At 59.3% G+C, this 24,805-nt stretch carries 21 protein-coding genes; 15 read left to right on the plus strand and 6 right to left on the minus strand.

All coding sequences use genetic code 11. From position 1 onward, the window contains the following. Positions 1 to 57: 57 nt before the first annotated feature. From GBK02_RS10855 to GBK02_RS10880, 6 genes are all read left to right on the plus strand, one after another. Complete coding sequence (locus GBK02_RS10855) at positions 58 to 945, plus strand: hypothetical protein (RefSeq protein WP_239002977.1); 888 nt, start codon at positions 58 to 60, stop codon at positions 943 to 945. Positions 946 to 1,065: 120 nt separating this feature from the next. Further along, positions 1,066 to 2,562, plus strand: coding sequence for a YdiU family protein (locus GBK02_RS10860; RefSeq protein WP_203466689.1), 1,497 nt, complete (start codon positions 1,066 to 1,068; stop codon positions 2,560 to 2,562). A 110-nt stretch (positions 2,563 to 2,672) separates the two neighbouring features. After that, positions 2,673 to 2,987, plus strand: a complete 315-nt coding sequence (locus GBK02_RS10865) for a YbjQ family protein (RefSeq protein WP_203466690.1) — start codon at positions 2,673 to 2,675, stop codon at positions 2,985 to 2,987. 3 nt (positions 2,988 to 2,990) lie between these two features. Beyond that, positions 2,991 to 3,434 (plus strand): YbjQ family protein, encoded by a 444-nt coding sequence (locus GBK02_RS10870; RefSeq protein WP_203466691.1) that lies wholly within the window; start codon positions 2,991 to 2,993, stop codon positions 3,432 to 3,434. A 4-nt stretch (positions 3,435 to 3,438) separates the two neighbouring features. Further along, the gene (locus tag GBK02_RS10875) at positions 3,439 to 4,293 is read left to right on the plus strand and encodes a M48 family metallopeptidase (RefSeq protein ID WP_203466692.1); all 855 of its coding nucleotides are present in this window, start codon (positions 3,439 to 3,441) and stop codon (positions 4,291 to 4,293) included. Between the two features lie 139 nt (positions 4,294 to 4,432). After that, positions 4,433 to 4,906 carry a DUF2141 domain-containing protein gene (locus GBK02_RS10880; RefSeq protein ID WP_239002979.1) on the plus strand — a complete coding sequence of 158 codons (474 nt, stop codon included), beginning with the start codon at positions 4,433 to 4,435 and terminating at the stop codon, positions 4,904 to 4,906. 590 nt (positions 4,907 to 5,496) lie between these two features. On the opposite strand, the gene GBK02_RS10885 is transcribed toward GBK02_RS10880, so the two are convergent. Next, the gene (locus GBK02_RS10885) at positions 5,497 to 6,504 is read right to left on the minus strand and encodes a toll/interleukin-1 receptor domain-containing protein (RefSeq protein ID WP_203466693.1); all 1,008 of its coding nucleotides are present in this window, start codon (positions 6,502 to 6,504) and stop codon (positions 5,497 to 5,499) included. Between the two features lie 307 nt (positions 6,505 to 6,811). Between GBK02_RS10885 and GBK02_RS10890 the strand changes: the two genes are divergently transcribed. The 3 genes from GBK02_RS10890 to GBK02_RS10900 are packed head-to-tail and all read left to right on the plus strand — an operon-like array spanning position 6,812 to position 12,041. Further along, positions 6,812 to 7,300 (plus strand): RNA methyltransferase, encoded by a 489-nt coding sequence (locus GBK02_RS10890; RefSeq protein ID WP_203466694.1) that lies wholly within the window; start codon positions 6,812 to 6,814, stop codon positions 7,298 to 7,300. 32 nt (positions 7,301 to 7,332) lie between these two features. Beyond that, the gene (gene sbcD, locus GBK02_RS10895) at positions 7,333 to 8,553 is read left to right on the plus strand and encodes an exonuclease subunit SbcD (RefSeq protein WP_203466695.1); all 1,221 of its coding nucleotides are present in this window, start codon (positions 7,333 to 7,335) and stop codon (positions 8,551 to 8,553) included. After that, complete coding sequence (locus GBK02_RS10900; RefSeq protein WP_203466696.1) at positions 8,550 to 12,041, plus strand: AAA family ATPase; 3,492 nt, start codon at positions 8,550 to 8,552, stop codon at positions 12,039 to 12,041. Before sbcD ends, GBK02_RS10900 begins: the two co-directional genes overlap by 4 nt. A gap of 15 nt (positions 12,042 to 12,056) precedes the next feature. On the opposite strand, the gene msrA is transcribed toward GBK02_RS10900, so the two are convergent. After that, complete coding sequence (msrA, locus tag GBK02_RS10905; RefSeq protein ID WP_203466697.1) at positions 12,057 to 13,364, minus strand: peptide-methionine (S)-S-oxide reductase MsrA; 1,308 nt, start codon at positions 13,362 to 13,364, stop codon at positions 12,057 to 12,059. A gap of 189 nt (positions 13,365 to 13,553) precedes the next feature. Between msrA and GBK02_RS10910 the strand changes: the two genes are divergently transcribed. Continuing rightward, a complete protein-coding gene (locus GBK02_RS10910) occupies positions 13,554 to 14,411 on the plus strand; it encodes an exonuclease domain-containing protein (RefSeq protein WP_203466698.1) in 858 nt (285 codons plus the stop codon). A gap of 8 nt (positions 14,412 to 14,419) precedes the next feature. Further along, positions 14,420 to 14,878 carry a CreA family protein gene (locus GBK02_RS10915; RefSeq protein WP_203466699.1) on the plus strand — a complete coding sequence of 153 codons (459 nt, stop codon included), beginning with the start codon at positions 14,420 to 14,422 and terminating at the stop codon, positions 14,876 to 14,878. A 50-nt stretch (positions 14,879 to 14,928) separates the two neighbouring features. Here GBK02_RS10915 and GBK02_RS10920 read toward each other — a convergent pair whose 3' ends face one another. Together GBK02_RS10920 and GBK02_RS10925 are read right to left on the minus strand one after the other, a co-directional pair. After that, positions 14,929 to 16,296 carry a sensor histidine kinase gene (locus GBK02_RS10920; RefSeq protein WP_203466700.1) on the minus strand — a complete coding sequence of 456 codons (1,368 nt, stop codon included), beginning with the start codon at positions 16,294 to 16,296 and terminating at the stop codon, positions 14,929 to 14,931. Next, on the minus strand, positions 16,283 to 16,969 hold the full coding sequence (locus tag GBK02_RS10925) for a response regulator (RefSeq protein ID WP_203466701.1): 687 nt from the start codon (positions 16,967 to 16,969) through the stop codon (positions 16,283 to 16,285). Before GBK02_RS10925 ends, GBK02_RS10920 begins: the two co-directional genes overlap by 14 nt. 64 nt (positions 16,970 to 17,033) lie before the next feature. On the opposite strand from GBK02_RS10925, the gene GBK02_RS10930 reads away from it, so the two are divergent. From GBK02_RS10930 to GBK02_RS10945, 4 genes are read left to right on the plus strand one after another with little or no spacing between them, the layout of a single operon-like run. Beyond that, positions 17,034 to 18,269, plus strand: coding sequence for a TolC family protein (locus tag GBK02_RS10930; protein WP_203466702.1), 1,236 nt, complete (start codon positions 17,034 to 17,036; stop codon positions 18,267 to 18,269). Beyond that, positions 18,266 to 19,393, plus strand: coding sequence for an efflux RND transporter periplasmic adaptor subunit (locus GBK02_RS10935; RefSeq protein WP_203466703.1), 1,128 nt, complete (start codon positions 18,266 to 18,268; stop codon positions 19,391 to 19,393). The genes GBK02_RS10930 and GBK02_RS10935 overlap by 4 nt, the downstream gene beginning before the upstream one ends. Next, complete coding sequence (locus GBK02_RS10940) at positions 19,390 to 22,479, plus strand: efflux RND transporter permease subunit (protein ID WP_203466704.1); 3,090 nt, start codon at positions 19,390 to 19,392, stop codon at positions 22,477 to 22,479. The genes GBK02_RS10935 and GBK02_RS10940 overlap by 4 nt, the downstream gene beginning before the upstream one ends. Positions 22,480 to 22,489: 10 nt before the next feature. Continuing rightward, the gene (locus GBK02_RS10945; RefSeq protein ID WP_203466705.1) at positions 22,490 to 23,056 is read left to right on the plus strand and encodes an SRPBCC family protein; all 567 of its coding nucleotides are present in this window, start codon (positions 22,490 to 22,492) and stop codon (positions 23,054 to 23,056) included. A gap of 129 nt (positions 23,057 to 23,185) precedes the next feature. Here the strand turns inward: GBK02_RS10945 and GBK02_RS10950 are convergent, their stop codons facing one another. Next, entirely contained in the window at positions 23,186 to 23,881 is a 696-nt protein-coding gene (locus tag GBK02_RS10950; protein ID WP_203466706.1) for a YecA family protein, read from the minus strand. A 68-nt stretch (positions 23,882 to 23,949) separates the two neighbouring features. After that, positions 23,950 to 24,741 carry a helix-turn-helix transcriptional regulator gene (locus GBK02_RS10955; RefSeq protein WP_203466707.1) on the minus strand — a complete coding sequence of 264 codons (792 nt, stop codon included), beginning with the start codon at positions 24,739 to 24,741 and terminating at the stop codon, positions 23,950 to 23,952. Positions 24,742 to 24,805: the final 64 nt, after the last annotated feature.

The following is a 24,805-nucleotide window of genomic DNA, read 5'->3' on the forward strand; positions in this document are numbered from 1 at the left end:
TGGCAAGCACGAACCGGTTTTGTCACGCGATCCGAGCAATATTTTCGATTATTTACCTTGAACCACCAATTTCCCGGTGCATCAGCCCGCCCTGCTGCGCTTAAAATCCCGCCGATGCCGATTTCCGATACATCACCCGAACAGCGCGCCCTGCACCGGGCATTTGCCGTTTCCCTGGTGATTCACTTGCTGCTTTTGTTCGCAGTCCACACCGCCCCGCCCAGCAGTCCGGCCGGCGCATTGCGTCTGGAAGCCAGCCTGGCGCCGCCAGCCCAACCGACCGCCAGCGAAACAAGTGCCGCACCTCCTGAAAAGAAAGCGGCAACACCGGCCAAAAACAGCAAAAACACGCCACGCCCCCGTGTCCTGAGCACAAACAAGCCCGGCAACACCGCAACACCGACCTGGACCGCCGCCCAAAAAGCGGAGATGGACAGCTTTCTCAACGAAATCGACCAGCAAGCCAGAGCCGCCCCAAAACCCACGCTAGCACAGCGCTCGCTGGCCATGGCCCGTGAGCAGGCTCGCCAACTGGCGGCGCAGGATGAGGCCGGCGAAGCCATGCTGGAACGTCGACCGAACGGTCCGCCGGCCGATCCTTTCAGCCTGGAAATGTATATGGATGGCCTGGTGCGACGTCTCAACCGCAGCGCCGCCTATGTCCGCAACGATCCGCGCAGCAAGGGCATACGCCCGGCCTCGGTGCAATTCAGGCTCAATCCGGACGGCTCGCTGAAATCCTTCGTCGTACTCAATGCCGGCGACCAAGCCGATGAAATTGCCTACATCAAGTCGGTCATCGAGCGCTCGGTGCCGTTTTCGCCCTTCCCGCCGGACATCGACAAAGCCGCCCGTTCGCTCGGCGTCACCATCTGCATTCAGCCCGGCAGCAGCGACAGCAGCGGCCTCGGATTCAGCCGGATGCACGGCGGGCGCTGCCGCTAAAACCTGCACCAGCGCGGATTTCCGGAACCATCGCCGGTGGCGTCAGTCGAATCCGACGCCCATCGGCTGCCCGCACTCCGGCTGGCGCCGCATGCCCGGCCAGCCCAGCCCCGAAAAAACATGTCCATCCACAACGCCCCCGGCAGCCCCACCCTGTTCGATTTCGACAACAGCTACGCCCGTCAGCTCGACGGCTTTTATCGTCGCTGCCTCCCGGAAACAGCCCCCAAGCCGCAACTGATACGCCTCAATCGGCAACTGGCCGAAGAGTTACGCGCCGATGCCGATCAACTGGCCAGCCCACAAGGCATCGCCGTGCTGGCCGGCAACCTGCTGCCCATCGGGGCAGATCCCTTGGCGCAGGCTTATGCCGGCCACCAGTTCGGCGGTTTTTCACCCCGCCTCGGCGACGGTCGAGCCTTGCTGCTCGGAGAGGTGATCGACTGCCATGGCAAGCGCCGCGACATTGCCTTCAAGGGATCGGGCCGCACCCCGTTTTCGCGCAACGGCGACGGCAAATGCGCGCTCGGACCGGCACTGCGGGAATACATCGTCGGCGAAGCAATGGCGAGCCTGGGTATCCCGACTACGCGGGCGCTGGCCGTCGTTGCCACAGGCGACATGGTGCGCCGCGAACGCGCCCTGCCCGGCGCACTGCTCACCCGTATCGCCGCCAGCCATGTGCGGGTTGGCACCTTCGAATTCTTCGCCGCTCACCACGGCCCTGAAAAAGTCCGGCAATTGGCCGACTATGTCATCGAGCGCCACGACCCGCAGCTGACCGGCACCGAGCGCCCCTATCTCGGGCTGCTCGAAGCAGTCGCCGAACGCCAGGCCGAACTGGTTGCCCGCTGGCTCGGCGTCGGCTTCATTCATGGCGTGATGAATACCGACAACATGACTCTCTCCGGGGAAACCATCGACTACGGCCCCTGCGCTTTCATGGAAGCCTACGACCCGGCCACCGTATTCAGCTCGATCGATCGCCATGGCCGCTACGCCTACGACCAGCAAGCCGACATCGCCCAGTGGAACCTCGCCCGGCTGGCCGAATGCCTGCTGCCACTGATCGACCCGAATGAAGAACAAGCCATGCGCCTGGCCGTGGCAGAAATCGAAGCCTTCCCCGAGCGGCACGCCCGACATTGGCTCAAGGTCATGCGCGACAAGCTCGGTCTCGACACTGAAGGCGATGCCACGGTCGACCGTGCGCTGGCAAGCGATTTCCTCGAACTGCTGCAACAACAGCAAGCCGATTTCACCAACGCTTTCCGCGCCCTGTTCAACGCCGCCAACGGCAGCGATGCAGCGATCAGGCAACTGCTCGGCCAGAACAGCCGCTACGCTGAATGGCAAACCCGCTGGCTGACCCGCCAACCACAGCGCAGCCCGGCCCAACTCGCAACCCTGAAGCAGGCCAATCCCTGCTACATCGCCCGCAACCACCTGGTTGAAAATGCCCTCGAAGCAGCCGTCGACCGCGGCGACCTCACCCCTTTCGAACGCCTGCTCGGCGTACTGGCCGAACCATTCGACGAACACCCGGCCGACGCGCTCTATGCCGAACCGGCGCCGGCCGAAGTCACCGCCGGTTATCAGACTTTTTGCGGGACTTGAGTCCCCGTTGGCGAAAATGCTTTTCAAATAACAACAGACGCATAAAATGACCGGCGATATGCGGCCTGCACGCATCATCACCCTCACATTCAAAGTTAAAAGGCCACTCCATGATCGTCACCAATATCGAAACCGTTCCCGGCAAAAACATCATCAAGCACCTCGGCATGGTCAGCGGCAACACCGTTCGCTCGAAACACGCCGGACGCGACCTGATGGCTGGCCTGAAAAACATTTTCGGCGGCGAATTGAAGGGCTACACCGAACTGCTCACCGAATCGCGCGAAGAAGCCGTTGAGCGCATGCTGGCCCAAGCCACGGCCATCGGTGCCAATGCCGTGGTCAATGTCCGCTTTTCAACCTCGTCCGTTGCCGTCGGTGCGGCCGAATTGTTCGCCTACGGCACGGCCGTTGTAGTGGATTAAGCGATGTACGATCTGATTTTATTTGGCGTCATGCTGCTGCTCGGTTTCATCTTCGGGCAGATCGCCGAAAAACGGCACTTTCGCAGCATCATTCAGCGTGAGCAGGAGCTGCGCGACATTCTCTGCTTCAGCGAGAGAAAAATTCCTGAGCAAGGGCCGATCGATGCCGCTCTGGTTTCTGGCAGCGTCGTCATCTCGGTCGATTTTTTCAAACGTTTCGTCGCCAACCTGCGTAATTTCATCGGCGGCCGGGTCAGTGCTTACGAGTCCTTGCTCGAACGGGCCCGACGGGAAGCCATCCTGCGCATGAAAGCCGAAGCCCGGGCGCGCGGTGCAACCAGCGTCTGGAACATTCGTCTTGAAACCGCATCGATCAGCAAAAATGCGGCACAGGGGATAGGTGCGGTCGAGGTCGTCGCCTACGGCACGGCAGTGACCCCGCGCTAAATCCATGGCCGATTACGAGAATCGCCCCGTCCCGGAAGGGATCAACGTTTCACCCAGCCACCCCTTGCGAGAGTTTGCGCTGCTGGTCGCCGGCATATCGGGGCTGATTCTCGTCGTCACACTGGTCGTCTCGCTGCTGGCCGGCCAATTTGCCCGCCATATTCCGTTCCCCCAGGAAAAAGCATTGGCCGAAAGCCTGGCCACCCGCTGGCCGACAACTGCCGGCAACCAGCTTGACCAGCAACGGCAAGCCTATCTGCAAAACCTGGCCGACCGCCTTGGTGCAGTCATGAAGCTGCCGCCCGGCATGAGCATCACGGTGCATTACGCCTCATCCGACACAGTCAATGCAATGGCGACACTGGGCGGCCACATCATCGTGTTTCAGGGGCTGATCGACAGCCTGCCGGATGAAAATGCGCTAGCCATGGTCGTTGCCCACGAAATTGCCCATGTCCGCAACCGCCACCCGATTGTCGCCATCGGCCGCGGCTTCGCCGTCGCGCTGACCCTGAGCAGTCTCTCCGGGCTGGGTGACGGCCTGATGGAGCAATGGGTCGGCGGCCTCGGCATGTTGCCGGTTCTCTCCTTCAGTCGCGGCCAGGAAGAAGAAGCCGATGCCGACGCACTTGAAGCGCTCTATCGGCTTTACGGCCACGTCGAGGGTGCGACGGGTTTCTTCGAACAAGTCGCCAGACAAGAATCGAGCGCCAGCAGCCCCGCCCTGTTCAACACCCATCCCGGTACCGAAGCCCGCATCGAACGCATCCGGCAATTTGCCAAAACCCATCCGGCGCAAGAAAAGGTCGTTCTGGTCGATTTGCCCGACGGAATAAAAGCCGGGGCAAAATCACCTTGATACCAAGCGCAAGCATTACCGCTGGAAGCGAACTACTTCGCCAAGGTGTTGGGTGTGCTTACGCTATTCGAGCGAAAGCAAAAACCTCCACTGCCTCGACATCTCTCCGATACACGTCAGATCATTGGCGCTGATGAACATGAAACAAGCTCAAATGAAAATAAGAAATACTACAACTGCGCCATCACGCTGGCCGATCGGGGCGTTTTTGCTGGCCTGCCTGCTGGGAACTGGGAGCGTGATTGCCGATAGCGGCAAGCTGCTCGTCGAGCTTGAGAATGTGCGTGATGACAGCGGCCAGATTCGCGCTTCGATCTACAGCGACCCGGAGAGCTTCAGGAAAGAAGAGAAGGCATTAAAAGTCGTATCCCTGCCGGCCCGTGCAGGAAACATCACGCTCAGCCTCGATGGCCTGGCCCCAGGCCGCTATGCAGTGATGGTTTATCACGACGCCAACAATGACCAAAAACTCAATCTTCGCTTCGGCATGTTTCCCACAGAGGGTTACGGCTTGTCGAACAATCCGGTCGTCATGGGACCGCCTAAATTCTCGGAGAGCGCGTTCGATCTCAAGCCGGGGGAAAATCGGATTACGATCAAAATCGCCTACTAAGGCAACACGCTTTGCAGCAACAGGCGTAGTTCGCCATGCCGCAGTAAGTCATCAGCTGATTAGTCAAAATCACCAGATCGCAAAATCGCCTCAGGCCGTTCCAGTTCCCTCAGCGAGAGTTTTTAACCTGCTCAACGTGACCTGAAGACCTGAGTTCAACTGCCTGAAGAGTCTTCCGGGCTTGCGGCCAATAATTCGAACCGCTTAGTTACTTCCCTCAAGCCAGTGGATTATCGAACAAGCATGAGCCAGTTACAGAGAGCTAAACGGTGAAGCAAGTACATAGCCATGGCTAGTGCGCTTGAAGAAATGACTAGGTGACTTCTTTCTGTAGCAAACGAAGGATAGGAAGTACCCCTGGAAGATTGGGTGACGCTTACATCACCTGCTCGCAGAGTCATGCTGAATTGACCACTAAACCGCTCGATCTCACCGGACAAAATTGGCAACTTGACCAGCCAAAGCAGAACAGCAGCAGTGTGCCCTTTGCGGACATAGGCCCGTTTGGAAAGCCGACGCTCAGGAACGCGGAGCTAACCGACCTGCGCTGCTTTTCGCGCAGGTCCAGTTGAGCAAAGGGTTATACCTTTTCATAGCACCAGACGCTCAAGGTTTCGCAGAATTATTCTAGGTAGCTCTATGAAGATGATGAACTCATCCTTGTCCTCGGCCAAGAACTCCTCAACGAATTGATTGCGCGTGCTGACCATTAGCAGTTCCTCAAATTCGTGTAGAACTCGTTTAGTGGTTGACGGAGTTTTCGATGCTTCCAACCGGTTAAGCAACGCGATCCCTTCGTCGTAGACCCATGGCATCTTTTCTCGATAAAGACTGAGAGCAAACTTCAATCCGATCTTAGGGTTCTTCGAGAAATGCATCATTTCGTCCAGCATTCCCGGGGGAAGTCGCCGCTTTCTTCTTCTCCCTTCTGGCGGATTTGCGCGCTCAATCCTAGAGGGCAAATCTTGGAACATGATCTTTATTTCTTCGAACAATTTGGCAGATGAGTTCTCAATCTCCTTCACGTGTGCCGTGGACTTCTTGCCGCTTTCAGATGCCCCTGACCCGTCTAGTTTCTTGAGAATTTCTCCGGCCGCCTGCTTAAACTTCCCGACCTGAAACTTGATTGTGTCCTTATCTGGCTCAGAGTTTGGAATTCGATTTACCAGTTGAAAGACGAGTTTTGTTAGGGAATCCTCGTCATCGCTGCAATTCTGAAACTGCGCGAATGGCCCGGAGGATGCTTCTTTTAGTTCAATTCCTAACGCCACACCAAGGATAGGCGTGTCTAGCTTTCCCTTGGCCATACCAGCCTCGAAAAGTATCCATGGTCGATCAACGCTTCGCTTGGTCAAAAGACACACGACGTCGGAGGCGCCCTGAATATTCTTGATGATCTCCGGATACCACTCGACGCCGTACTCAATCCCTTGATTTCCACGTCGATCGGACGTTCGGAATGACTTCAAGACACCTGCACTGACACTCTTCAAGAGATTGCTGAATGCCTCGGCCAGTTCCGCGTCTCGCGTATCGTGACTGATGAAAACGAGAGGGTTAGATGACTTTGCGATGGGTTCAATCTGATCGTCGGCCATTTGGGATCCTTAGATATCACGACGCTGTAGAAAACTAGTAGTTATGCCCGCATCGTGCCGTGAACTATATGAAATATCAATGCAGCCAGTGTTTGTCAGTAGTGACTGCGAGTGTCTCCGTTTGGGCAATTTCTTGAAAGACCGCTCTTGGCCGAATCGAGCCAGATCACTTACCAATCGGGTGATAGCTGATAGAAACTCACTTGAAAATTTGCAGGCTGCTTGACTTCAAGTTCGACAATCCCGCCCCAACAGCCTCTCCCCGGAAGATAATGGCGGCCCGCGTTTGCACTGTTGAATCTCCCGAATGAAGACCACCCTCACCCGCAACCAGGCTATCAAGGATTACACCGGCTATGCCTGTCTTGGCTTATACAACCCGAAAGGCCCGGAAAACGTCGGGGCGATCATGCGGGCGGCGGGGTGTTACGGTGTGAATTCGGTGTTCTACACTGGCAAACGCTACGAGCGAGCAGCGGAATTTCGGACCGATACCAAGCAGGTTCATCTGCAATTGCCGCTGATCGGCGTTGATGATTTGCAGGGGGTGATTCCCTTTGGCTGCACGCCGGTGGCGATCGAGATTCACCCCGATGCCAAACCGCTGACTGAATACCGCCATCCGGAGCGGGCTTTTTATATTTTTGGGCCGGAAGACGGCAGCCTGAAAAAAAGCGTTACCGACTGGTGCCAGGACATCATTTATATCCCGACGCACGGTTGTATGAACCTCGCAGCGACGGTGAATGTAGTGCTCTATGACCGGATGCTCAAGGCGATCCGCACCAGCGCTTAAAATCCATCCTCTTCCGGTTTTCAATTCCCGACATGCGCATTCTCCACACCTCCGACTGGCACCTCGGCCAGCACTTCATGGGCAAGAGCCGGCAGGCCGAGCATCAGGCGCTGATCGACTGGCTGCTGACCCAGGTTGAGGAACAGGCGGTCGATGCCGTGCTGATTGCCGGCGACATTTTCGATACCGGTACGCCGCCAAGCTATGCCCGCGAGTTGTACAGCCAGTTGGTTGTCCGGTTGCACACGGCCGGCGTGCCGCTGGTGCTGCTCGGTGGTAACCATGATTCGGCGGCGACACTGGGCGAAAGCAGCGCCCTGCTCACGCGGCTCGGCGCGACCGTGATCCCGACGATCAGCGACGATCCGGCCGAACAGGTTTTGCTGCTGAACCAACGCAACGGCGAGCCGGGCTGCCTGCTCTGTGCGATTCCCTTCATTCGCCCGCGTGACCTGCTTAAAAGCCAGGCCGGGCAAAGTGCCGAGGAAAAACAGTTGTCGCTGCAACTGGCCATCCAGCAGCACTATGCTGCGGTCTACGCGGCTGCGCAGGCAAAAATGGACGCTCTGGCGATCTGCTTGCCGATCATCGCCAGCGGCCACCTGACGACCGTCGGTGCCAGCACCAGCGAATCGGTCCGCGAAATTTACGTCGGTGCGCTCGAAGCCTTCCCGACCAGCGCCTTTCCGCCGGTCGACTACATTGCCCTAGGCCATATTCACCGGCCGCAGAAAGTCGGCGGACTGGAACATATCCGCTACAGTGGTTCGCCCATTCCGCTCAGTTTCGATGAGGCCAAACAGCAGAAGGAAATGCTGCTCGTCGAACTCGATGCAAGCGGTCTGCAATCGGTCAGCGCCCTGCTCGCGCCGCGCTTCCAGGGGTTGGTTGCAGTCAGCGGTAGCCTCGCCACGCTGTCCGGCCCGATTGGTGCGGCAGCAGCAGAAGGCACGCGCGAACGCCCGACCTGGCTGGAAGTCACCGTTGCCGAAGACGATTACCTGGCCGACCTGCCGGCGCGCATCGAAGCACTGACCGAAGGCTGGCCGGTCGAGGTGCTGCGCATCCGCCGCCAGCGCGGCAACGCCACCGCAAGACTGGTGGCCGCAGCAAGCGAAAGGCTGGACGAACTCAGCCCGGACGATGTGTTTGCCCGACGTCTGGCCCAGGAAGAACTGAGCGACGAGATGCAGCAATCGCTCAACGAGCGTTACCGCAGCGTGGTCGCGGCTCTGCAGGAGCCGGGCCTATGAAAATCCTCACCCTGCGCCTGAAGAACCTCAATTCGCTGAAGGGTGAATGGCGCATCGATTTCACCCGCCCGCCCTTCACCGATAACGGTTTATTTGCCATCACCGGCCCAACCGGCGCTGGTAAATCGACGCTGCTCGACGCCATCTGTCTGGCGCTTTATCACCAGACGCCGCGGCTCGACAAAATTTCGGCCAGCGATAACGACCTGATGACAAGGCATACCGCCGATTGTCTGGCCGAGGTCGAATTCGAGGTCAAAGGCACGGTCTACCGCGCCTTCTGGAGCCAGCGCCGTTCGCGCGACAGGCTCGATGGCGCGCTGCAAGCGCCCAAGGTCGAACTGGCCAGAATCGAAGCGAATGGCGAAGGCAGCATCCTCAGTACGCAGACCAACGACAAGCTGAAGCGCATCGCCGACATCACTGGCCTCGATTTCCCTCGCTTCACCAAGTCGATGCTGCTCGCCCAAGGCGGTTTTGCCGCCTTCCTCAATGCCAGCGCCAACGACCGGGCGGAACTGCTCGAAGAACTCACCGGCAGCGAAATCTATGGCGATATTTCGAAGCGCGTTTTCGAGCAGGCGCGCGATGCGCGGGCCGAGCTCGATCAACTGAAAGCGCGGGCCGAGGGCATGGCGCTGCTGAGCGACGAGGAACGCAACAGCAAGCAACTCGACATCATCAGCCTCGACGCCCGACAAAGCGCCCTACAACAACAGCATCAGCTCGTCCGCCAGCAGCACCAGTGGCGTCTTGATCTCGCCCTGAATGCACAGGAAATGCTGAGCGCCGAAGAAAAACTGCGCGCGGCCGGCAACGCACTGGAGGCTGCCGCGCCGGAACTCCGCCGCTTGAGCGACAGCGAGCCAGCCGAAGCAATCAAGCCACTGCATCTGCACTGGCAACAAAGTGCCCGGCAATGCGCTGAAAGTGAAACATCGCTCAAGACGCTGGGCGAACAGCAGCAGCAATTGCAGAGCGCCCTGCAAACCCGCCATCACAGCGCCTGCGCCGTAGCTGGACGGTTGGCCGAGCGCGCTGCCACGCAGCTCAACATGTTGCAAACGGAAAGCCGGCAACTGGCCGAATTCAGCGCCCGCCACCCGCAACGCGCCCGGCTGGGCGAACAACTGGCTGTCTGGCGCAGCCAGTTCGAGCAACGCCAGACACTGCTCAACAACGTGCTGAGCGCACAAAAAATGCAGCAGCAACTGGCCGGTGAGCAGCTTGAGCATGAGCGCCAACTGGCCGCCCGGCTTGTCGCGGTCAACGATGCAAATCAGGCCAAAACCAAGGCCGAGACTGCGGCACAAAAAGCGCGTGACGAGCAGAACAAGCTGCTCGCCGGGCGTCATTTCGGCGAACTGCGCCAGCAATGGCAGATCGCGCAAAACCATCTCGGCAGTTGGCGGCAGCTCGAACAACTCGCCGGCCAGCGCCGCGACCTGGCAAGCCAGCTCACCCGCCATAAGACGCAATCGGTGCAACAGACCCTGAAAATCGAGGCGCAGGACAAAGCCTTGCTGGCGCTGCGCGAACAACACAAATCGCTCAAATCACAACTCGACGACAAACAGAAACTGCTGGAGCAGGAACGTCGCATCCGCGATCTGGAAGCCCATCGCCAGCATCTGCAGCCCGGCCAGCCCTGCCCGCTGTGCGGCTCGGCCGAGCATCCGGCCATTACGGCGTATCAATCGCTCGATGTCTCGGCCACCGAACGCGCCGTGAAGGACATCGAAGCGGCGCTTGAAGCCAATACGCAAACCGGCCAAAAAGCACGTGATGCGCTGATCGCCAGCCAGACCGAGCAGAAGGAAGGTGAAGCGCAACGCCTCAAGCTCGAACAGCAAAGTGCCGGGCAACTCAGCGACTGGACCAGACACTGCACCGCGCTGGCCGGCACTGCACCGGGCATCGATGATTGGCAGGATGCCAGTTTGCTGGCCGCACGCCTGCTCGCTGCCGAGCAACTTGTCGCAGCACTGAGTCAGTCACTGCAAGCCGCCGAGCATTGCGAACAAGCCGTCAAACTGGCCGAAAAACAGCTGACCGAGTGCGCCCAGGCTGCGCAAACGGCGCTCAACCAGCATGCCCTGCAACATCAAGCTCTCAACAATGGCCTGACAAGGCAGGCTGAAAACCAGAAAACGCTGGCCAGCCAGCAGCAGGAACTGGATGAACTCGACCAAGGCTTGAACAGCGCCTTCAAGCTCGCCGGCTACGACCGGCCCGATCAACCGGCGATCTGGCTGCAAATGCGTGAAAGCGAGTGGCAGGAATGGCAGAAAAATGAGCGCCGCCGTCAGGAACTGGCCGAAACCATCAGCCGGCAGCAAAGCCGCAGCGAAGCGGCACAGGCTCAGGCTGAACAGTGGCTCAACCGACGCGATGCGCTCGCCATTGTCGATGGCCAGGCAGCGACGGGCGTGGAAATCCCCGGCACTTCAGACGACGATGAACTGATCAGCCGACTCGAGCAAGACAGCCAGTCCATCGAACAACTCAGCCAGCAACTGGCCGCACTGGCCGGACGCCAGACGCAGTTGGACAGCGACCGGAGCCGCCAGCAGACGACCTTGCGCGAAGCCACGCAAAACTGGCAGAACGCACTGGCAGCCAGCCCCTTTGTCGATCTCGCGACTTTCTCCGCCGCCTTGCTGGCCGCGGATGAAAAACAAAGGCTGACGCAACTCAAGGAAACCTGCCTGCAGGCCAAACAAAAGGCCGAAGCCTTGCGCGACGCAGCGCGTGACAAGCTGGCCCGCCTGCAGGCGGCACCACCGCAGAGTGCCACGGTCGACGGTCAAAATCAGCCCATTTCCGAATTGCCGGTGCTTGAACAGCAACTGGCGGCCGGCGAAACCGATTTACGTAGTCTGAGCGAACAGCTGGGCGCCGTGCGTGCCCTGCTCGCCCGCGACGAACAGGCCCGCCAGAGCCAGCAGGCGCTATTCGCCCAAATTGCCGCGCAAACGACCGAAAGCGATATCTGGCAACGGCTCGACAGCCTGATCGGCTCGGCCAGCGGCAGCAAGTTCCGTAAATTCGCCCAGGGCCTGACGCTCGACCATCTGCTGCACCTCGCCAACCATCACCTTGCCCGGCTGCACGGCCGCTACCTGCTGCGCCGAAAATCGACCGGCGAACTGGAACTGGACATCGTCGACAGCTGGCAAGGCGAGGTCGCCCGCGATACGCGCACGCTGTCCGGCGGCGAAAGCTTCCTGGTCAGCCTGGCGCTGGCTTTGGCGCTCTCCGACCTGGTCAGCCACAAAACCTCGATCGACTCGCTATTCCTCGACGAAGGCTTCGGCACGCTCGATGCCGACACGCTGGAAGTGGCGCTCAACGCACTCGACACCCTGAACGCCAGCGGCAAGATGATCGGCGTGATCAGTCACGTCGAGGGGCTTAAAGAGCGCATTCCAGCCCAGATCAAGGTAGACAAGGGCGGCGGCATCGGCCATTCGCGGATCAGCATCTAGCGGCCGGATAACGCCCTATTTATCGCTGTCCGGCACGAACTTCAGCACATTGCCATTGATGCAGTAACGCTTGTAGGTCGGCGCCGGGCCGTCATCGAACACATGGCCGAGATGAATACCGGAGCTGGCGCTGCGCACTTCGACCCGGCGCATGCCGTGGCTGGCATCGACATGTTCGGAGATAGCGCCGGGCAACGGGTTGAAGAAGCTCGGCCAGCCAGTGCCGCTTTCAAACTTGGTATCGCTGCGGAACAAGGCGACGCCGCTGACCGGATCGACAAAGGTACCGGGTCGCTTTTCATCGAGGTTGGAGCCGGTAAATGGGCGTTCCGTCCCCTGTTCGAAAGCGATGCGACGCTGCTCCGGCGTCAGCAGGCGCTGTCCCAGCCATTGCCAGAAGCGTGCGGTTTCCCCATTGAAGCCGGTATAGCGGGAAACTTCCTTGCCGTTTTCGAACAGCACCATGGTCGGCGTGGCAAACAAGGCTTTCTCCAGCGACCAGCCGCTCGGCGCTTCGGGGCTGAGCGTGCGCACAACGGCCACCGGCGACTTCCAGTGATCCAGCACATCGGCCTTGAACTGGCGGCAGAAGGCACAATCCTCGGCTTCGAAAACGACCAGCTGGCGCTCGAAATTGAGTTTTTTGCCATCCAGCGGCGGGGTCTTGGCAGCGACCGACTGGATTTTCGAGCCGTCGACCGCGGCAACCGGATACTTGACGCCGGTCCCACCCAATCCGCAATAGCCGTTCGGATTTTTCTGCAGGTAATCCTGGTGATATTCCTCGGCAGTGAAATACGCTTTCAGCGGCGCGATTTCGGTCGTGATGGCACCCAGCTTCGCGGCACTGAGGGCCGACTGATAGGCGTCGCGCGTCTTCAGTGCAACAAGGCGTTGATTCTCGTCGTGAGTATAGATGGCACTGCGGTAATTGGTCCCGACATCATTGCCCTGGCGGTCGCCCTGCGTCGGGTTATGGCTTTCCCAGAACTGGATCAACACCCGTTCCAGATCGACCCTGGCCGGATCGAAAGTCACCTTGACCACTTCGGCGTGATTGCGCTGCGTGCTTTTGCCCCACTGCAGCAGTCGCTCGTGGGCCAGCACGGCATCGTAGGTGCCTGCCACGTCGCCATTGGCATAACCACTTTCGACATCGAGTACGCCGGGAATGGCCGCCATGCGCTTTTCAGCACCCCAGAAACAGCCCATGCCGAGAACAATCGAATCGACCTGACCGCTGGCCGGCTGAACCTTGGCGGTCGTCGCCTGGACTTTGTCATCGGCACAGCCGCCGATCAGAAAACTGGTAGAGAGAGCCAAGATCATTCCTTGAAAAAAACGACGCGAAAACATGATTTGCCTTTCGATGGCTTCGGACACGCAAAGAGTGCCTTGCCTGCTGCGGGTGGACGATGCAAAAAGCGGGAGGTTCCATCGATTAGTCGTTATCCGCGGCGAATCCTTACATGCAGGCAAAAAAATCTTCCCGCTCGTGCGAAAATCCGGGACATGCGCCCTTTAGCCTTCGTCGACCTGGAAACCACCGGCGCCACCGCCGCCACTGACCGTATCACCGAAATCGGCATTGTTGAAGTCGATCCCGATGGTACCGTGCGCGAATGGCAGCAACTGGTCAATCCGGGCATTTCCATTTCTCCCTTCATCGAGCAGTTGACCGGGATCAGCAACGCCATGGTGGCCGATGCCCCGGCCTTTGCCGATGTCGCTTGCGAAACCCTGCGCCGCCTTGAAGGCCGCCTGTTCATCGCACACAACGCGCGCTTCGACTACGGTTTTCTGAAAAGCGAATTCAAGCGCCTCGACGTCACTTTTCGCGCCAGCTCGGTATGCACCGTCAAGCTATCGCGCGACCTTTACCCGGAACACAAGCGCCACAATCTCGACAGCCTGATCGAACGCCACAACCTGGTGGCGGCCGCCCGTCACCGGGCACTGGCCGATGCCCAGCTGATTCACCAGTTCTGGCACAAAATCCATGTCGACCGCGACACCGCCGCCATCGCCGCAGCGCTCGACCTGCAGCACGCCACACCGGCGCTGCCGGCCGAAATCGATCCGGGCATTCTCGACGAACTGCCTGAATCGCCCGGCATCTACCTGTTTTACGGCGAGCATCTCGGAAAACCTGAAACGCCGCTCTACGTCGGTCGCTGCCGCGACATTCGCCAGCACATCCTCGGCCATTTCGTGGCCAATCCGTCGAGCGAGCGCAAGGCGCGTCTGGCTCGCTCGGTGCGGCGCATCGAGTGGCACGAAATCGCCGACAATACCCAGGCGCAACTGCGCGAAAACAGCCTGATCCGCCAATTGCTCCCGGCCTACAACCGCAAGCCCAGCCGTTCCTGAGGAATGCCATGAAATCACGCATCGCCCTGCTCGCCGCACTCTTTGCCGCCCTGCCCGTGATGGCAGAGGAAGTCGGCTGCGTCACCACTGCCTGGAAACTGATCGGGGCCAACCATCGTGTCTGCGTCTATGCCTTCGACGATCCTAAAATCCCCGGCGTCACCTGTCACTTCAGCCAGGCCAAGACCGGCGGCGTCAAAGGCACTTTCGGTCTGGCCGAAGACCCATCGCAGTTCTCGCTGGCCTGCCGCCAGATCGGCCCGATCAGCTTGCCGGCCAAACTGAGCAAGGACGAAATTGTGTTCAGCGAAGACACTTCGCTGATGTTCAAGGAAACGTCGATTCACCGTTCCTTCGATGAAAAACGCAACGTGCTGATCTATCTGGCGATCAGCCGGAAGATCATCGAAGGGGCGCCGGCCAATGCCATTTCAACCGTTCCGGTACAACCGTGGGGGACTCGTTGAAATTTGCCTTGTTGCGCGGTCGACCGCAAAACAAGGCATTTTCCTGACGTTTACACTGAGGTTCCCGGCAGGGTCACGCGGAACGCAGCGCCGCCCAGGCCTGCAGACTTTGCCGCAACGACACTGCCACTGTGCTGCCGGGCAATTTCCCGGACAATCGCCAGCCCCAGGCCACAACCATCGCGCTGGCTGCCCGACGGCTGATAAAAACGTTCGAAAACCCGCTCCAGCTCTTCCTCGGCAATGCCCTTGCCGCTGTCTTCGACGAGTAACCAGGCCTCGTTGCCGGACTGTCCGCAACTGACCGTCACCGTGCCGCCCTCCGGGGCGTAGCGCAAAGCATTGTCGACCAGGTTGCCGAGCAATTCCTGCAGCAGCAAGGCATTGCCCCGGACAAAAGCCGGCGCCAGCTCGAAGCCGAGGTCGATACGCCGACGTATCGCTTGCGGCAGCCAGGTTTCCCCAACCTGCAGCACGACCTCTTCAAGCGGCACTTCGGTCTGAGTCTCGGCAAGCGAGGGTTCGGCCCGGGCCAGTGCCAGCAACTGGTCGACCAGATGCGAAAGCCGCCGGGCGGCACTGAGCACGCCATCGAGCTTGTGCGTTCCGGCCGGCGCAAGATCACTCAAGGCGGCCTCGACCTGCGCCTGCAAGGCCGCAATCGGCGTACGCAACTGATGGGCCGCATCCGAGACGAAATTACGCTGGCTGGTCAGCGAATGTTCGAGCTGCTTCAGAAGCGCGTTGATTTCGCGCACCACCGGCTGGATTTCTTCGGGCACATCGACGCGAACGGGACGCAAGTCGGCTTGCGAGCGGCCGGCCAACTCCTGCTGCAAGGCTGACAGCGGATGCAATCCGGAACGCACGCCAAACCAGACGACGCTGATACTGACCAAGGTGAGCAAAAGCTCCGGCAACAACATGCCGAGAATGATTTCCCGGATCAGCGCGTTGCGTTTGACCAGTGTTTCACCAGCCAGCACCGTCACGCTCTGCCCGGACATTTCCGTTTTGAGTGCTGCAACACGAATCGGCATGCCCTTGAACAGGCCATCGAAGTAATAGCGCTCCTGGTTTTCCGCCACGTCATAACTTCTTTGTGGCGGCATCGGCAAACCCGCGTCGCCATCCATCAGGCGGGAGTCAGGGCCGCGCACCGCGTAGAAAATTCGGTCGTATTTGTCGGTCAGCAAGATGGCGCTGGCCTGCGCCGTCAGGGAAAGCTGCGGCTTGCCATCGACAACCTGGAGCTGCTGGGCAATAGCCAGCGCGGTGTCAAACAAGGCCCGGTCGTAAGCCTTGGTTGCACTGCGCCAGGCAACCCAGTAAGCCGTCGCCGCCCCGGCCAGCAGAAGCGCCAGCATGGCTGGCAGCAAACGGCGCAGGAGCTGGAAGCGCAGGCTACCCTGCTTCATGGGTATCTTCAGGTTTTTCGAGGAAGTAGCCCAGGCCGCGCACGGTTCGGATGTTCACGCCAGCCGGTTCCAGCTTGGTACGCAGGCGGGAAATGAATTTTTCGATGGCGTTGGGCGTGATTTCCTCCTCCCAACTATAAAGCGCCTGGGTAATCTGTTCCTTGTTCACGATGCGATTTACCCGGCTGGCCAAAAACTCAAGGGCAGCCCATTCCCGTGCCGCCAGTTCGAGGGCGTTACCTTCAAGCCAGGCCCGCTTGCCTACGGTATCGAGTTGCAGGCGGCCCAGGGTAATCAAGGGTTCCGGCGCACCCTGCCCTCGCCGGATCAGCGCCCGGACACGCGCCTCAAGTTCGACCAGGGCAACCGGCTTGACCATGTAATCGTCAGCCCCGAGATCGAGCAGTCGAACCCGCTCTTCAAGCGCCATCCGGGCAGAAAGAATCAAGACGGGAGTACGTTGCTTGCGCAGGCGCAGGCGCTGCAAGACTGTGGTGCCATCCAGTTCGGGCAAGCCAAGGTCGAGGATGGCGAGATCGAAGGTTTCTGTTTCAAGCCAGCGATCCGCAGTTTTTCCATCGCCGGCAACCTCGACCAGATAGCCTGACTTCCGTAATGAACGTGCAAAACCATCGGCCAGCAGGGGATCGTCCTCGACGAGAAGAATGCGCATATCTATGTCAGTAATTGGTCAGGCTAGCCTCATACGATACCATTCCTACTTGAGTGGTTCACCGATGCGCAGCTTACTTTTATCGCTACTTCTGTTTCCTGCGCTGGCCATGGCGCAAAACGAAGCGCCCTTGTCACTCGATCAAGCCGAAAAACTCTGGCAGGCGCACAGCCGGGAAATCAGCCTGGCCAGAACTGCGGTCGGCGGCGCGGCAGCCGATCTCAAGACAGCCGGTCAGATTCCAAATCCCGACGTTTCGCTGAATACCCTCTCAATCAGCCCATGGTCCGGTTACGGCAGCGGTGGCTGGAAAGACAAGAAGATGGATACCCAGTTGCGGCTCGATCAAACCATCGAGCGTGGCGGCAAACGGGAACTCCGGGTCAAGGGAGCGGAAGCACGGCTCGAAGCAGCACGCTTCGATCTTGACGACACGGCACGCCAGCAACGAGGCGCCTTGCGCTACGCCTATTACAACCTGCGGCTGGCCCAGGAAAAACTGCTGCTCGCCAAAGAAACGGCCGAGCTTTATGGCAAAAGCAGCGATGCCGGCCGTCTGCGCCTGAAGGCTGGCGACATCGCCCCGATCGATCTTTCCCGCTTGCAAATTGATAAAAGCCGCGCCGATAGCGAGGCGCGCCAGGCACAGGCTGAACTGGAGCAGGCCCAACTGGAGCTGGCCTACCTGATCGGGCGTGATCCTGAAACGCTCTATGCGGCAGATCCCTGGCCCGCGCTTGAAGAACAGGCACTGACCCAAACCCCGCTCGACCAGCGCCCGGATCTTGAAGCGGCACGCAAACGGGTGGCGGCAGCCGAGACGGATCGCGACCTGGCCCGCGCCCTGAAAAAACGCAATGTCACGCTGGGCGTTCAGTACGAACACAATTTGCAGAATGCGCCGACCAACAGCTACGGCATTGGCTTCAGCGTTCCGCTCTTCGCCTGGCATGAGTACGAAGGTGAAATTGCGCGTGCCGAAGCCGACTACGACAATGCCCGCCAGCAGTTCGAACGCCAGCAGGCACAAGCGACGGGACAAGTGGCGCAAGCACGGAGCACCCTGCTTTCTGCCCAGGCGCGTTACAAACGCCTGGAGGGCGGGCTGCTGGCCGATGCCGAGCGAGTCGCCAAGGCCGCCGAATTCGCTTACTCCAAAGGCGCCATGGGTCTGATGGACCTGCTCGATGCACGGCGGACCTTGCGACAAATCCAGATGGAGGCGGCCAGTGCGCGCGCCGACTACGCCAAGGCTTTATCGGACTGGCAGATTCAGGCCGAGTTCAGGAAAAACAAATGAAGCACAATCTTATTCTTTCAGCCATCCTGCTTGCCCTGAGCGCATGTTCCGGCGAGCCTGAAGCCATCAAGACAGCCCCCGTCAAGATCGAGGGAGAACGCCTTGTCTTGAGTGAACCTGAAAAATCGAGTTTTCTCAAAACTGCGACGGTAGACCGCGACAAAGGCAGCACCCTGCGCCTGCCCGGTCGACTGGTCTGGAATGAGGAAAAAACCGTGCGTATTTTCCCCCAGTTGGGCGGACGGGTGCAGAGTATTGCGGTCGACGTCGGTGCCACGGTCAAAACCGGACAGGCGCTCGCCACGCTGAGTTCTCCCGATTACGGGCAAGCGCAGGCTGATGCACGCAAGGCTCAGGCTGATGCCCAACTGGCAACTCAAGCCTTGGAGCGCAACCGGGTTCTGCGTGAAGCCGGCGTCATCGCGGAGAAAGACTGGCAGCAAGCCCAGAATGATACGGTCCGGGCGCAAGCCGAAGCCGAACGGGCCAATCAGCGGTTGGCCGGCCTCGGCGGGGGCGGCAATGGTGCCTATACCCTGCGTAGCCCGCTGTCCGGCGTCGTCGTTGAACGCAATCTCAATCCAGGCATGGAATTCAGGCCGGATCAAAGTGCCGCACCGCTTTTCGTCGTAACCGACCCGGCCAGTTTGTGGATTCAGCTCGATGCGGGTGAAGCGGACCTGGCCAATCTGAAAAAGGGTGAGCCGCTGCATATCGAAAGCAAGCAATATCCGGGAGAGCGCTTCCAGGGAACCATCCGCCACGTGGCCGACTTTGTCGACCCGACGACCCGGACAATCAAGGTTCGGGGAGAAATTGCCAATGCCGACCGACGCCTGAAAGGCGAGATGTTCGTCAATGCCCTGATCGAACTGGCGGCGACCCAAACCCTGCGCGTTCCGGCCAGTGCCGTGTTCCTCGTTGGCGACAAACGCCATGTATTCATTGAAGAAGGCCAGGGCCGCTACCTGCGCCAGCAAGTTGAGGCCGGGGCCGAAAGAGATGGCTGGGTCGACATCCTGAACGGGGTGAAACTCGGTGACAAGGTCGTTACCGAAGGCAACCTGCATTTGCAAAAATACTTCAAGCCGGCCAGCAATGTGCCCAAACAGGCAGCCCAATGATCAAGCGCATCGTTCACTTTGCACTGAATCAGCCCCTGTTCATCATTCTCGGGCTGGTGCTGTTCATCGGCCTGGGCATTTCTGCTTTCCGTTCGTTGCCGATCGAAGCTTTCCCGGACGTTACCGACACCCAGGTCACCATCATTTCACTCTACCCCGGCCGGGCGCCGGAAGAAGTCGAAAAGCAGGTCACCATTCCGCTTGAAATTGCCCTGGCCGGTGTCCCCAACTCGATCCGCATGTTCTCCCACACGCAGTTCGGGCTCTCGTTCATCGTCGTCACTTTCGACGAGAAACCGAGTCTTTTCATGGCCCGCCAGTTGATCCAGGAACGCCTGCGCGGACTGGACCTGCCGGCCGGAGTCGAGCCTGAACTGGCACCACCGGCCACGGCAACCGGTGAAATTTTCCGTTATCGCCTCGAAGCCCCGGGCCTCAAGGCCAGTGAAATCCGTGCCATTCAGGATTGGACGGTGGCCCGCCATATCAAGCAAGTGCCGGGTATTGCCGATGTCGTCTCCTTTGGCGGCCCGATTCGGCAATACGAGGTTCGCCCCAATCTGGACAAGCTGCGCGATTACAAGCTGACCATCGGCCAGCTTTTCTCTGCCTTGCAGCGCGCCAATGCCAATGCCGGCGGCGGCTCCGTGGCGCAGGGACGGCAGCAGTTCCTGATTCGTTCGCTTGGCCTGCTTCACTCTTCAGCCGACATCGGCCAGGTCGTGATTGCCGAAAACAAAGGCACGCCGATTTTTGTCCGTGACGTTGCCGAGGTGGTCGAGTCGCGCGTTCCCGAGCAAGGCATTGTCGGTGTCAGCGATGCACAGGGCGATCAGGATGACGTGGTTTCAGGCATTGTCCTGCTGCGCAAGGATGAAAATCCGTCGATGGTGCTCGATGCCTTGAAAGCCAAGGTCGATACCCTGAACAGCAGTGTCCTGCCAAGCGGCGTCAAGCTGATTCCGTTTTACGATCGTTCATGGCTGATCAGCAAGACGCTGAAGACGGTTTTCATGAACTTGCTGGAAGGCGCCCTGCTCGTCACCCTGGTGCTTTATCTCTTCCTCGCCGATTTGCGTGCTGCCGGGATTGTCGCCTCGATCATCCCGCTCGCCCTGCTTGGCACCTTCATGGGGCTGTCGGCCGTCGGCATTCCGGCCAATCTGCTGTCGCTGGGCGCAATGGACTTCGGGATCATCGTCGATGGTGCGGTGATCGTCATTGAAAACATTTTCCGGCGCCTGGGTGAAGCCCACCGCGACGATGATCACCGGCCGCAGTCGCGGACCATTCAGGAAGCCGTCATCGAGATCGGCCGGCCCACCGTGTTTTCAATGATCATCATCATCGTTGCCCATCTGCCGATTTTCACGATGCAGCGCCACGAAGGCAAAATCTTTGCTCCCATGGCCTATTCCGTCGTGGCTGCACTGATCACCTCGCTGATCCTTTCCCTGACGCTGGTTCCCTTCCTGTCGAAAATAGCTTTCAAGAACCACGTGCCGCATGAGGAAACCAAACTCATGCACTGGTTCATGAATCGCTACGAACCGGCTCTCAAATGGGTGTTGGCCAATACCAAACGGGTTTTGCTGATTGCGCTCGGTGCACTGGCGTTTACTGCGGCCATGGTGCCGCAACTGGGTACCGAGTTTTTGCCCGAGCTGAATGAAGGATCGATCTGGATCAATATCACCCTGCCGACCTCGGTCTCGGTTGATGAAGCCAAGAAGGAACTGCGCACCCTGCGCCGGGTGATCGCCGACTTCCCGGAGGTGAATGCGGTCATTTCGAAGGGCGGACGCCCCGAGGATGGCACCGATCCCAAGAATATCAACATGACTGAAATGCTGGTCGACCTCAAGCCGGAATCGGAATGGCGCAAAGGGATGTCGAAGGATGCACTGGTCCGCGAAATGGAAGACAAGCTCAACGACCGTCCAGGAATCGAGCCAACCTTCAGTCAGCCGGTACGCGACCAGATTCTCGAATCCATTTCGCAAATCGACGGCCAGATCGTCATCAAGCTTTTTGGTGACGACCTGACTGTCCTGAAAGCCAATGCCAATCAGTTGCTCGACAAGATCGGCAACGTGCCGGGCGTCGTCAAGGCATTCATCGACCGTGACGGCGACCTGCCTCAATATCGACTGGAAATCGATCGGGCAGCCGCGGCCCGCTACGGACTCAATGTGATGGATGTCCAGGATGTCGTCGAGACCGCACTGGCCGGCAAGGCAGCCACTGAACTGTGGGAAGGCGACCGTCATTTCAGCGTAGTTCTCCGTCTTGACGAAAAGGCCCGCCAACTCGATCAGCTCAAGGATGTGCTAGTCCCGACGCCTTCCGGGGCGCAAATACCGCTCGCCAGCCTGGTCGATTTCAAGCTGGGTAGCGGCGCCATGAACATTGCCCGCGAATCGGGACAACGCGTTGTGGCCATCGGTGTGTTCATCCGCGATCGCGACATGGGCAGCGTGGTCGCTGACATGCAGGTACACGCCCGCGACATCAAGCTGCCACAGGGCAATTCGATCACCTGGTCTGGCGAGTTCGAGAATCAGGAGCGTGCGATGAAACGCCTGATGCTGGTCGTTCCACTCTCCATCCTGTTCATCTTCCTGCTGCTGTTCGATGCCTTCGAATCGTTCCGCGATGCACTGATCATCATCTGCAACATTCCGTTTGCCCTGATCGGCGGCATTTTCGCCCTGCTGCTCACCGGTATTCCCCTGTCCGTCTCGGCAGCCATCGGCTTCATTGCCCTGTTTGGCCAGGCGGTCCTGAACGGAGTGGTCATGGTCAGTTATATCAACCAATTGAAAAAAGAAGGCCTGGACGATTACCAGGCAATTTTCCAGGGAGCAATGTCACGACTGCGCACCGTGCTGATGACCGCACTGCTCGCCATGCTCGGCCTGCTGCCGATGGCGCTGTCGCACGGCATCGGTTCGGAAACCCAGCGTCCGCTGGCACTGGTCGTGATTGGCGGCTTGATTACAGCAACCATCCTGACCTTGTTTGTGCTGCCAACGCTGTATTACTTCGTCTCGACTCACCCACGTTTTGCCAAGGCACTGCATTGAGCCATCCACGGTGAAACACTTCCTCGCGCTCTGCGGACTGATCCTGGTATCGGCGTTACATGCCGCTCCAGGACAGGACGTACTGCGCCAGGAAGATATCGCGGTCGACTATCGAAACGGGCACTATTACGCGACCCTGAGTCTGCAGACTGCCGCCCAGCCCAACGTGGCACAGCAAGTACTGACAGATTTCGATCACATGTCGGAATTTGTGCCCAATCTGACCCACAGCCGGATCATTTCGCATGCCGGCAACGTATTCATGATCGAGCAGCAGGGACGTGCCGGCTTCGGGCCGTTCAGTATCCGCTTTGCCTCCCAGCGACGGGTCGAACTGCTACCGGGAGGAAAGCTGGTTTCCCAGGCAGTTGCCGGCACAGCCAGGTCGATGCACAGCGAATTGCATATCCAGGCCAGCGGGAACGGAACCCGGATCGACTACCATCTCGACATGGAACCTGAGCACTGGATACCGTCAGGTGTTGGAATCAGCATCATGCGTCACGAACTTCATGAGCAGTTCACCGCACTTGCCCACGAAATCGAGCGCCGGCAGCAACTCTCCGCCCACCGCTAAAAAAAAGCCCGTTACGAGAACGGGCCAAGTCTTTCTAGGAGGAGTTACGCGGCTATCTTGCCGAGTTCTCCTGACCGCTAGCTGACCAGTACCGGCCGGAAAAAAACTGCCGCTGGAAAAGCGCTGGAATCAGTTCAATTTATCCGGTCGACCGCAGCATTGCTTGAATTTCCGGCCACTGCCGCAGGGGCAAGGATCGTTCCGGCCAGATTTCGGTTCTTCGTTTCTGACCGTGCCGCCCGAACGTTTGTTGCGCCAGAAGTTGTAAAGCGCCTGGACGATGACCGGCAGATTTTCCTGGATATCATCGATCAGGCGAGCCTCTTCCGCCGGCGAGAACCAGCGATCGCCACTTTTCTCGACGTCTTCTTTGAGCATGCCGTTGAGCAGGAACATCGGCTCCAGCAATTCCGAAAGATCTTCGGCATGCTTGCCGGCCAGTTCGTACCAATCGCCGGCCAGGCCCGCACCATAGACGTAGGAATCAGCCCAGGCAGCGTAATCGTAGTTCTCGCAGCTTTCATCAATCGGATAAAGCACCGGCGAAACGGTCTCGTCAGCCAGCAGGGCCGCTGCAATATCGTTGTTCAGGCGCATCAGCAATTCGAGGGCCTCGGCCACTTGCGGATCGTCCGTCTTTTCGGCGCCCTTGCCGAGCACATCCGGCAACCAGACCGCAGGAGCAACCGGAATCGGGCCGCTGACAATGGCGCAAAGAATCGCCTGGATTTCGTCCAGGCGCATCGCATCGCCCTGAAATACGTCGGCTTCAAGTACCTGTTCAAGCCGGTCGAGATCGCTGTCGTTGAGTGGAGCTAGGTTCATGTTGTTTTTCCTGTCGGACATTTTGGTTCAAAGCCAAGTATAGGTGGCCGGGACGAGTGCGCCAACCGTCAGATGGCACTTTGCAGAAAAGAGCTGGGCGGCACACCGAAGGCCCGCTTGAACATCGCCGAAAAAGCGGCAGGACTGGCATAGCCAAGCGCATGCGCTACTTCGCCAAGTGGCCAGCCGCGGCCAATCAGATCAAGCGCCCGGGCCAGCCGGACTTGCTGCCGCCAGGCAGCGAAATGAGTGCCCAGATCGCTCTTGAACAAGCGCGCCAGGGTCCGCTCGCTGGCCCCGACCCGTTCGGCCCACTGCGTCAGACTGAGCGGCGAGCCGGGGTCGTCCATCAACGCACTGCACAAGGCCTGCAGGCGACGATCTTTCGGCAGGGGAAATCCCAGCGAGAGCGGTGGAGCGCGGCGCATTTCTTCGAGCAACAAGGCAATCATCAAGCGGCGTCTTTCGCGGTCGACTGCCCGATCGGGCTCAATTTCACTCAATGCCTCGATCAAGGATCGCATCAGGTCGGAAACCTCGACAACAGCACAGGCATCAAGCGGCAACGGAACCACTTCGGCCGCCACGTACACCGTCCGCAACTCAACCTTGCCCAGCATCACGACATCATGTTCGATACCCGGCGGAATCCAGACGGCACGCAAGGCCGGAACCAGCCAGGCCATCCCGGCGGCTGAAATGCGGATGCTGCCGCGCAAGGGATAAGCCAGTTGCGCCCAATCGTGGCGGTGTGAAGGGACGTGCACATCGGCGGGTGGCGACCGCAGATTGACCGTTACCGGCTCATCGACTGTCGGCGCTCGACGCGGGACAGGATCAAAAGGCAGATGTGTCAGCATCGCAATAGTTTTTGTCTCATTACTGAAAATAGGTCAGCACGAAGCATTCTAGACTAAGGCTCTC

The organism is Dechloromonas sp. TW-R-39-2, assembly GCF_016864195.1.
GTDB lineage: Bacteria > Pseudomonadota > Gammaproteobacteria > Burkholderiales > Rhodocyclaceae > Azonexus.

Coding starts and splice junctions, on each gene's coding strand:
- GBK02_RS10950 (WP_203466706.1), bottom strand. CDS start 23,881: ATGAACCTAGCTCCACTCAACGACAGCGATCTCGACCGGCTTGAACAG.
- GBK02_RS10940 (WP_203466704.1), top strand. CDS start 19,390: ATGATCAAGCGCATCGTTCACTTTGCACTGAATCAGCCCCTGTTCATC.
- GBK02_RS10870 (WP_203466691.1), top strand. CDS start 2,991: ATGTACGATCTGATTTTATTTGGCGTCATGCTGCTGCTCGGTTTCATC.
- sbcD (WP_203466695.1), top strand. CDS start 7,333: ATGCGCATTCTCCACACCTCCGACTGGCACCTCGGCCAGCACTTCATG.
- GBK02_RS10935 (WP_203466703.1), top strand. CDS start 18,266: ATGAAGCACAATCTTATTCTTTCAGCCATCCTGCTTGCCCTGAGCGCA.
- GBK02_RS10860 (WP_203466689.1), top strand. CDS start 1,066: ATGTCCATCCACAACGCCCCCGGCAGCCCCACCCTGTTCGATTTCGAC.
- GBK02_RS10930 (WP_203466702.1), top strand. CDS start 17,034: ATGCGCAGCTTACTTTTATCGCTACTTCTGTTTCCTGCGCTGGCCATG.
- GBK02_RS10885 (WP_203466693.1), bottom strand. CDS start 6,504: ATGGCCGACGATCAGATTGAACCCATCGCAAAGTCATCTAACCCTCTC.
- GBK02_RS10915 (WP_203466699.1), top strand. CDS start 14,420: ATGAAATCACGCATCGCCCTGCTCGCCGCACTCTTTGCCGCCCTGCCC.
- GBK02_RS10900 (WP_203466696.1), top strand. CDS start 8,550: ATGAAAATCCTCACCCTGCGCCTGAAGAACCTCAATTCGCTGAAGGGT.
- GBK02_RS10890 (WP_203466694.1), top strand. CDS start 6,812: ATGAAGACCACCCTCACCCGCAACCAGGCTATCAAGGATTACACCGGC.
- GBK02_RS10910 (WP_203466698.1), top strand. CDS start 13,554: ATGCGCCCTTTAGCCTTCGTCGACCTGGAAACCACCGGCGCCACCGCC.
- GBK02_RS10920 (WP_203466700.1), bottom strand. CDS start 16,296: ATGAAGCAGGGTAGCCTGCGCTTCCAGCTCCTGCGCCGTTTGCTGCCA.
- GBK02_RS10955 (WP_203466707.1), bottom strand. CDS start 24,741: ATGCTGACACATCTGCCTTTTGATCCTGTCCCGCGTCGAGCGCCGACA.
- GBK02_RS10880 (WP_239002979.1), top strand. CDS start 4,433: ATGAAACAAGCTCAAATGAAAATAAGAAATACTACAACTGCGCCATCA.
- GBK02_RS10865 (WP_203466690.1), top strand. CDS start 2,673: ATGATCGTCACCAATATCGAAACCGTTCCCGGCAAAAACATCATCAAG.
- GBK02_RS10875 (WP_203466692.1), top strand. CDS start 3,439: ATGGCCGATTACGAGAATCGCCCCGTCCCGGAAGGGATCAACGTTTCA.
- GBK02_RS10925 (WP_203466701.1), bottom strand. CDS start 16,969: ATGCGCATTCTTCTCGTCGAGGACGATCCCCTGCTGGCCGATGGTTTT.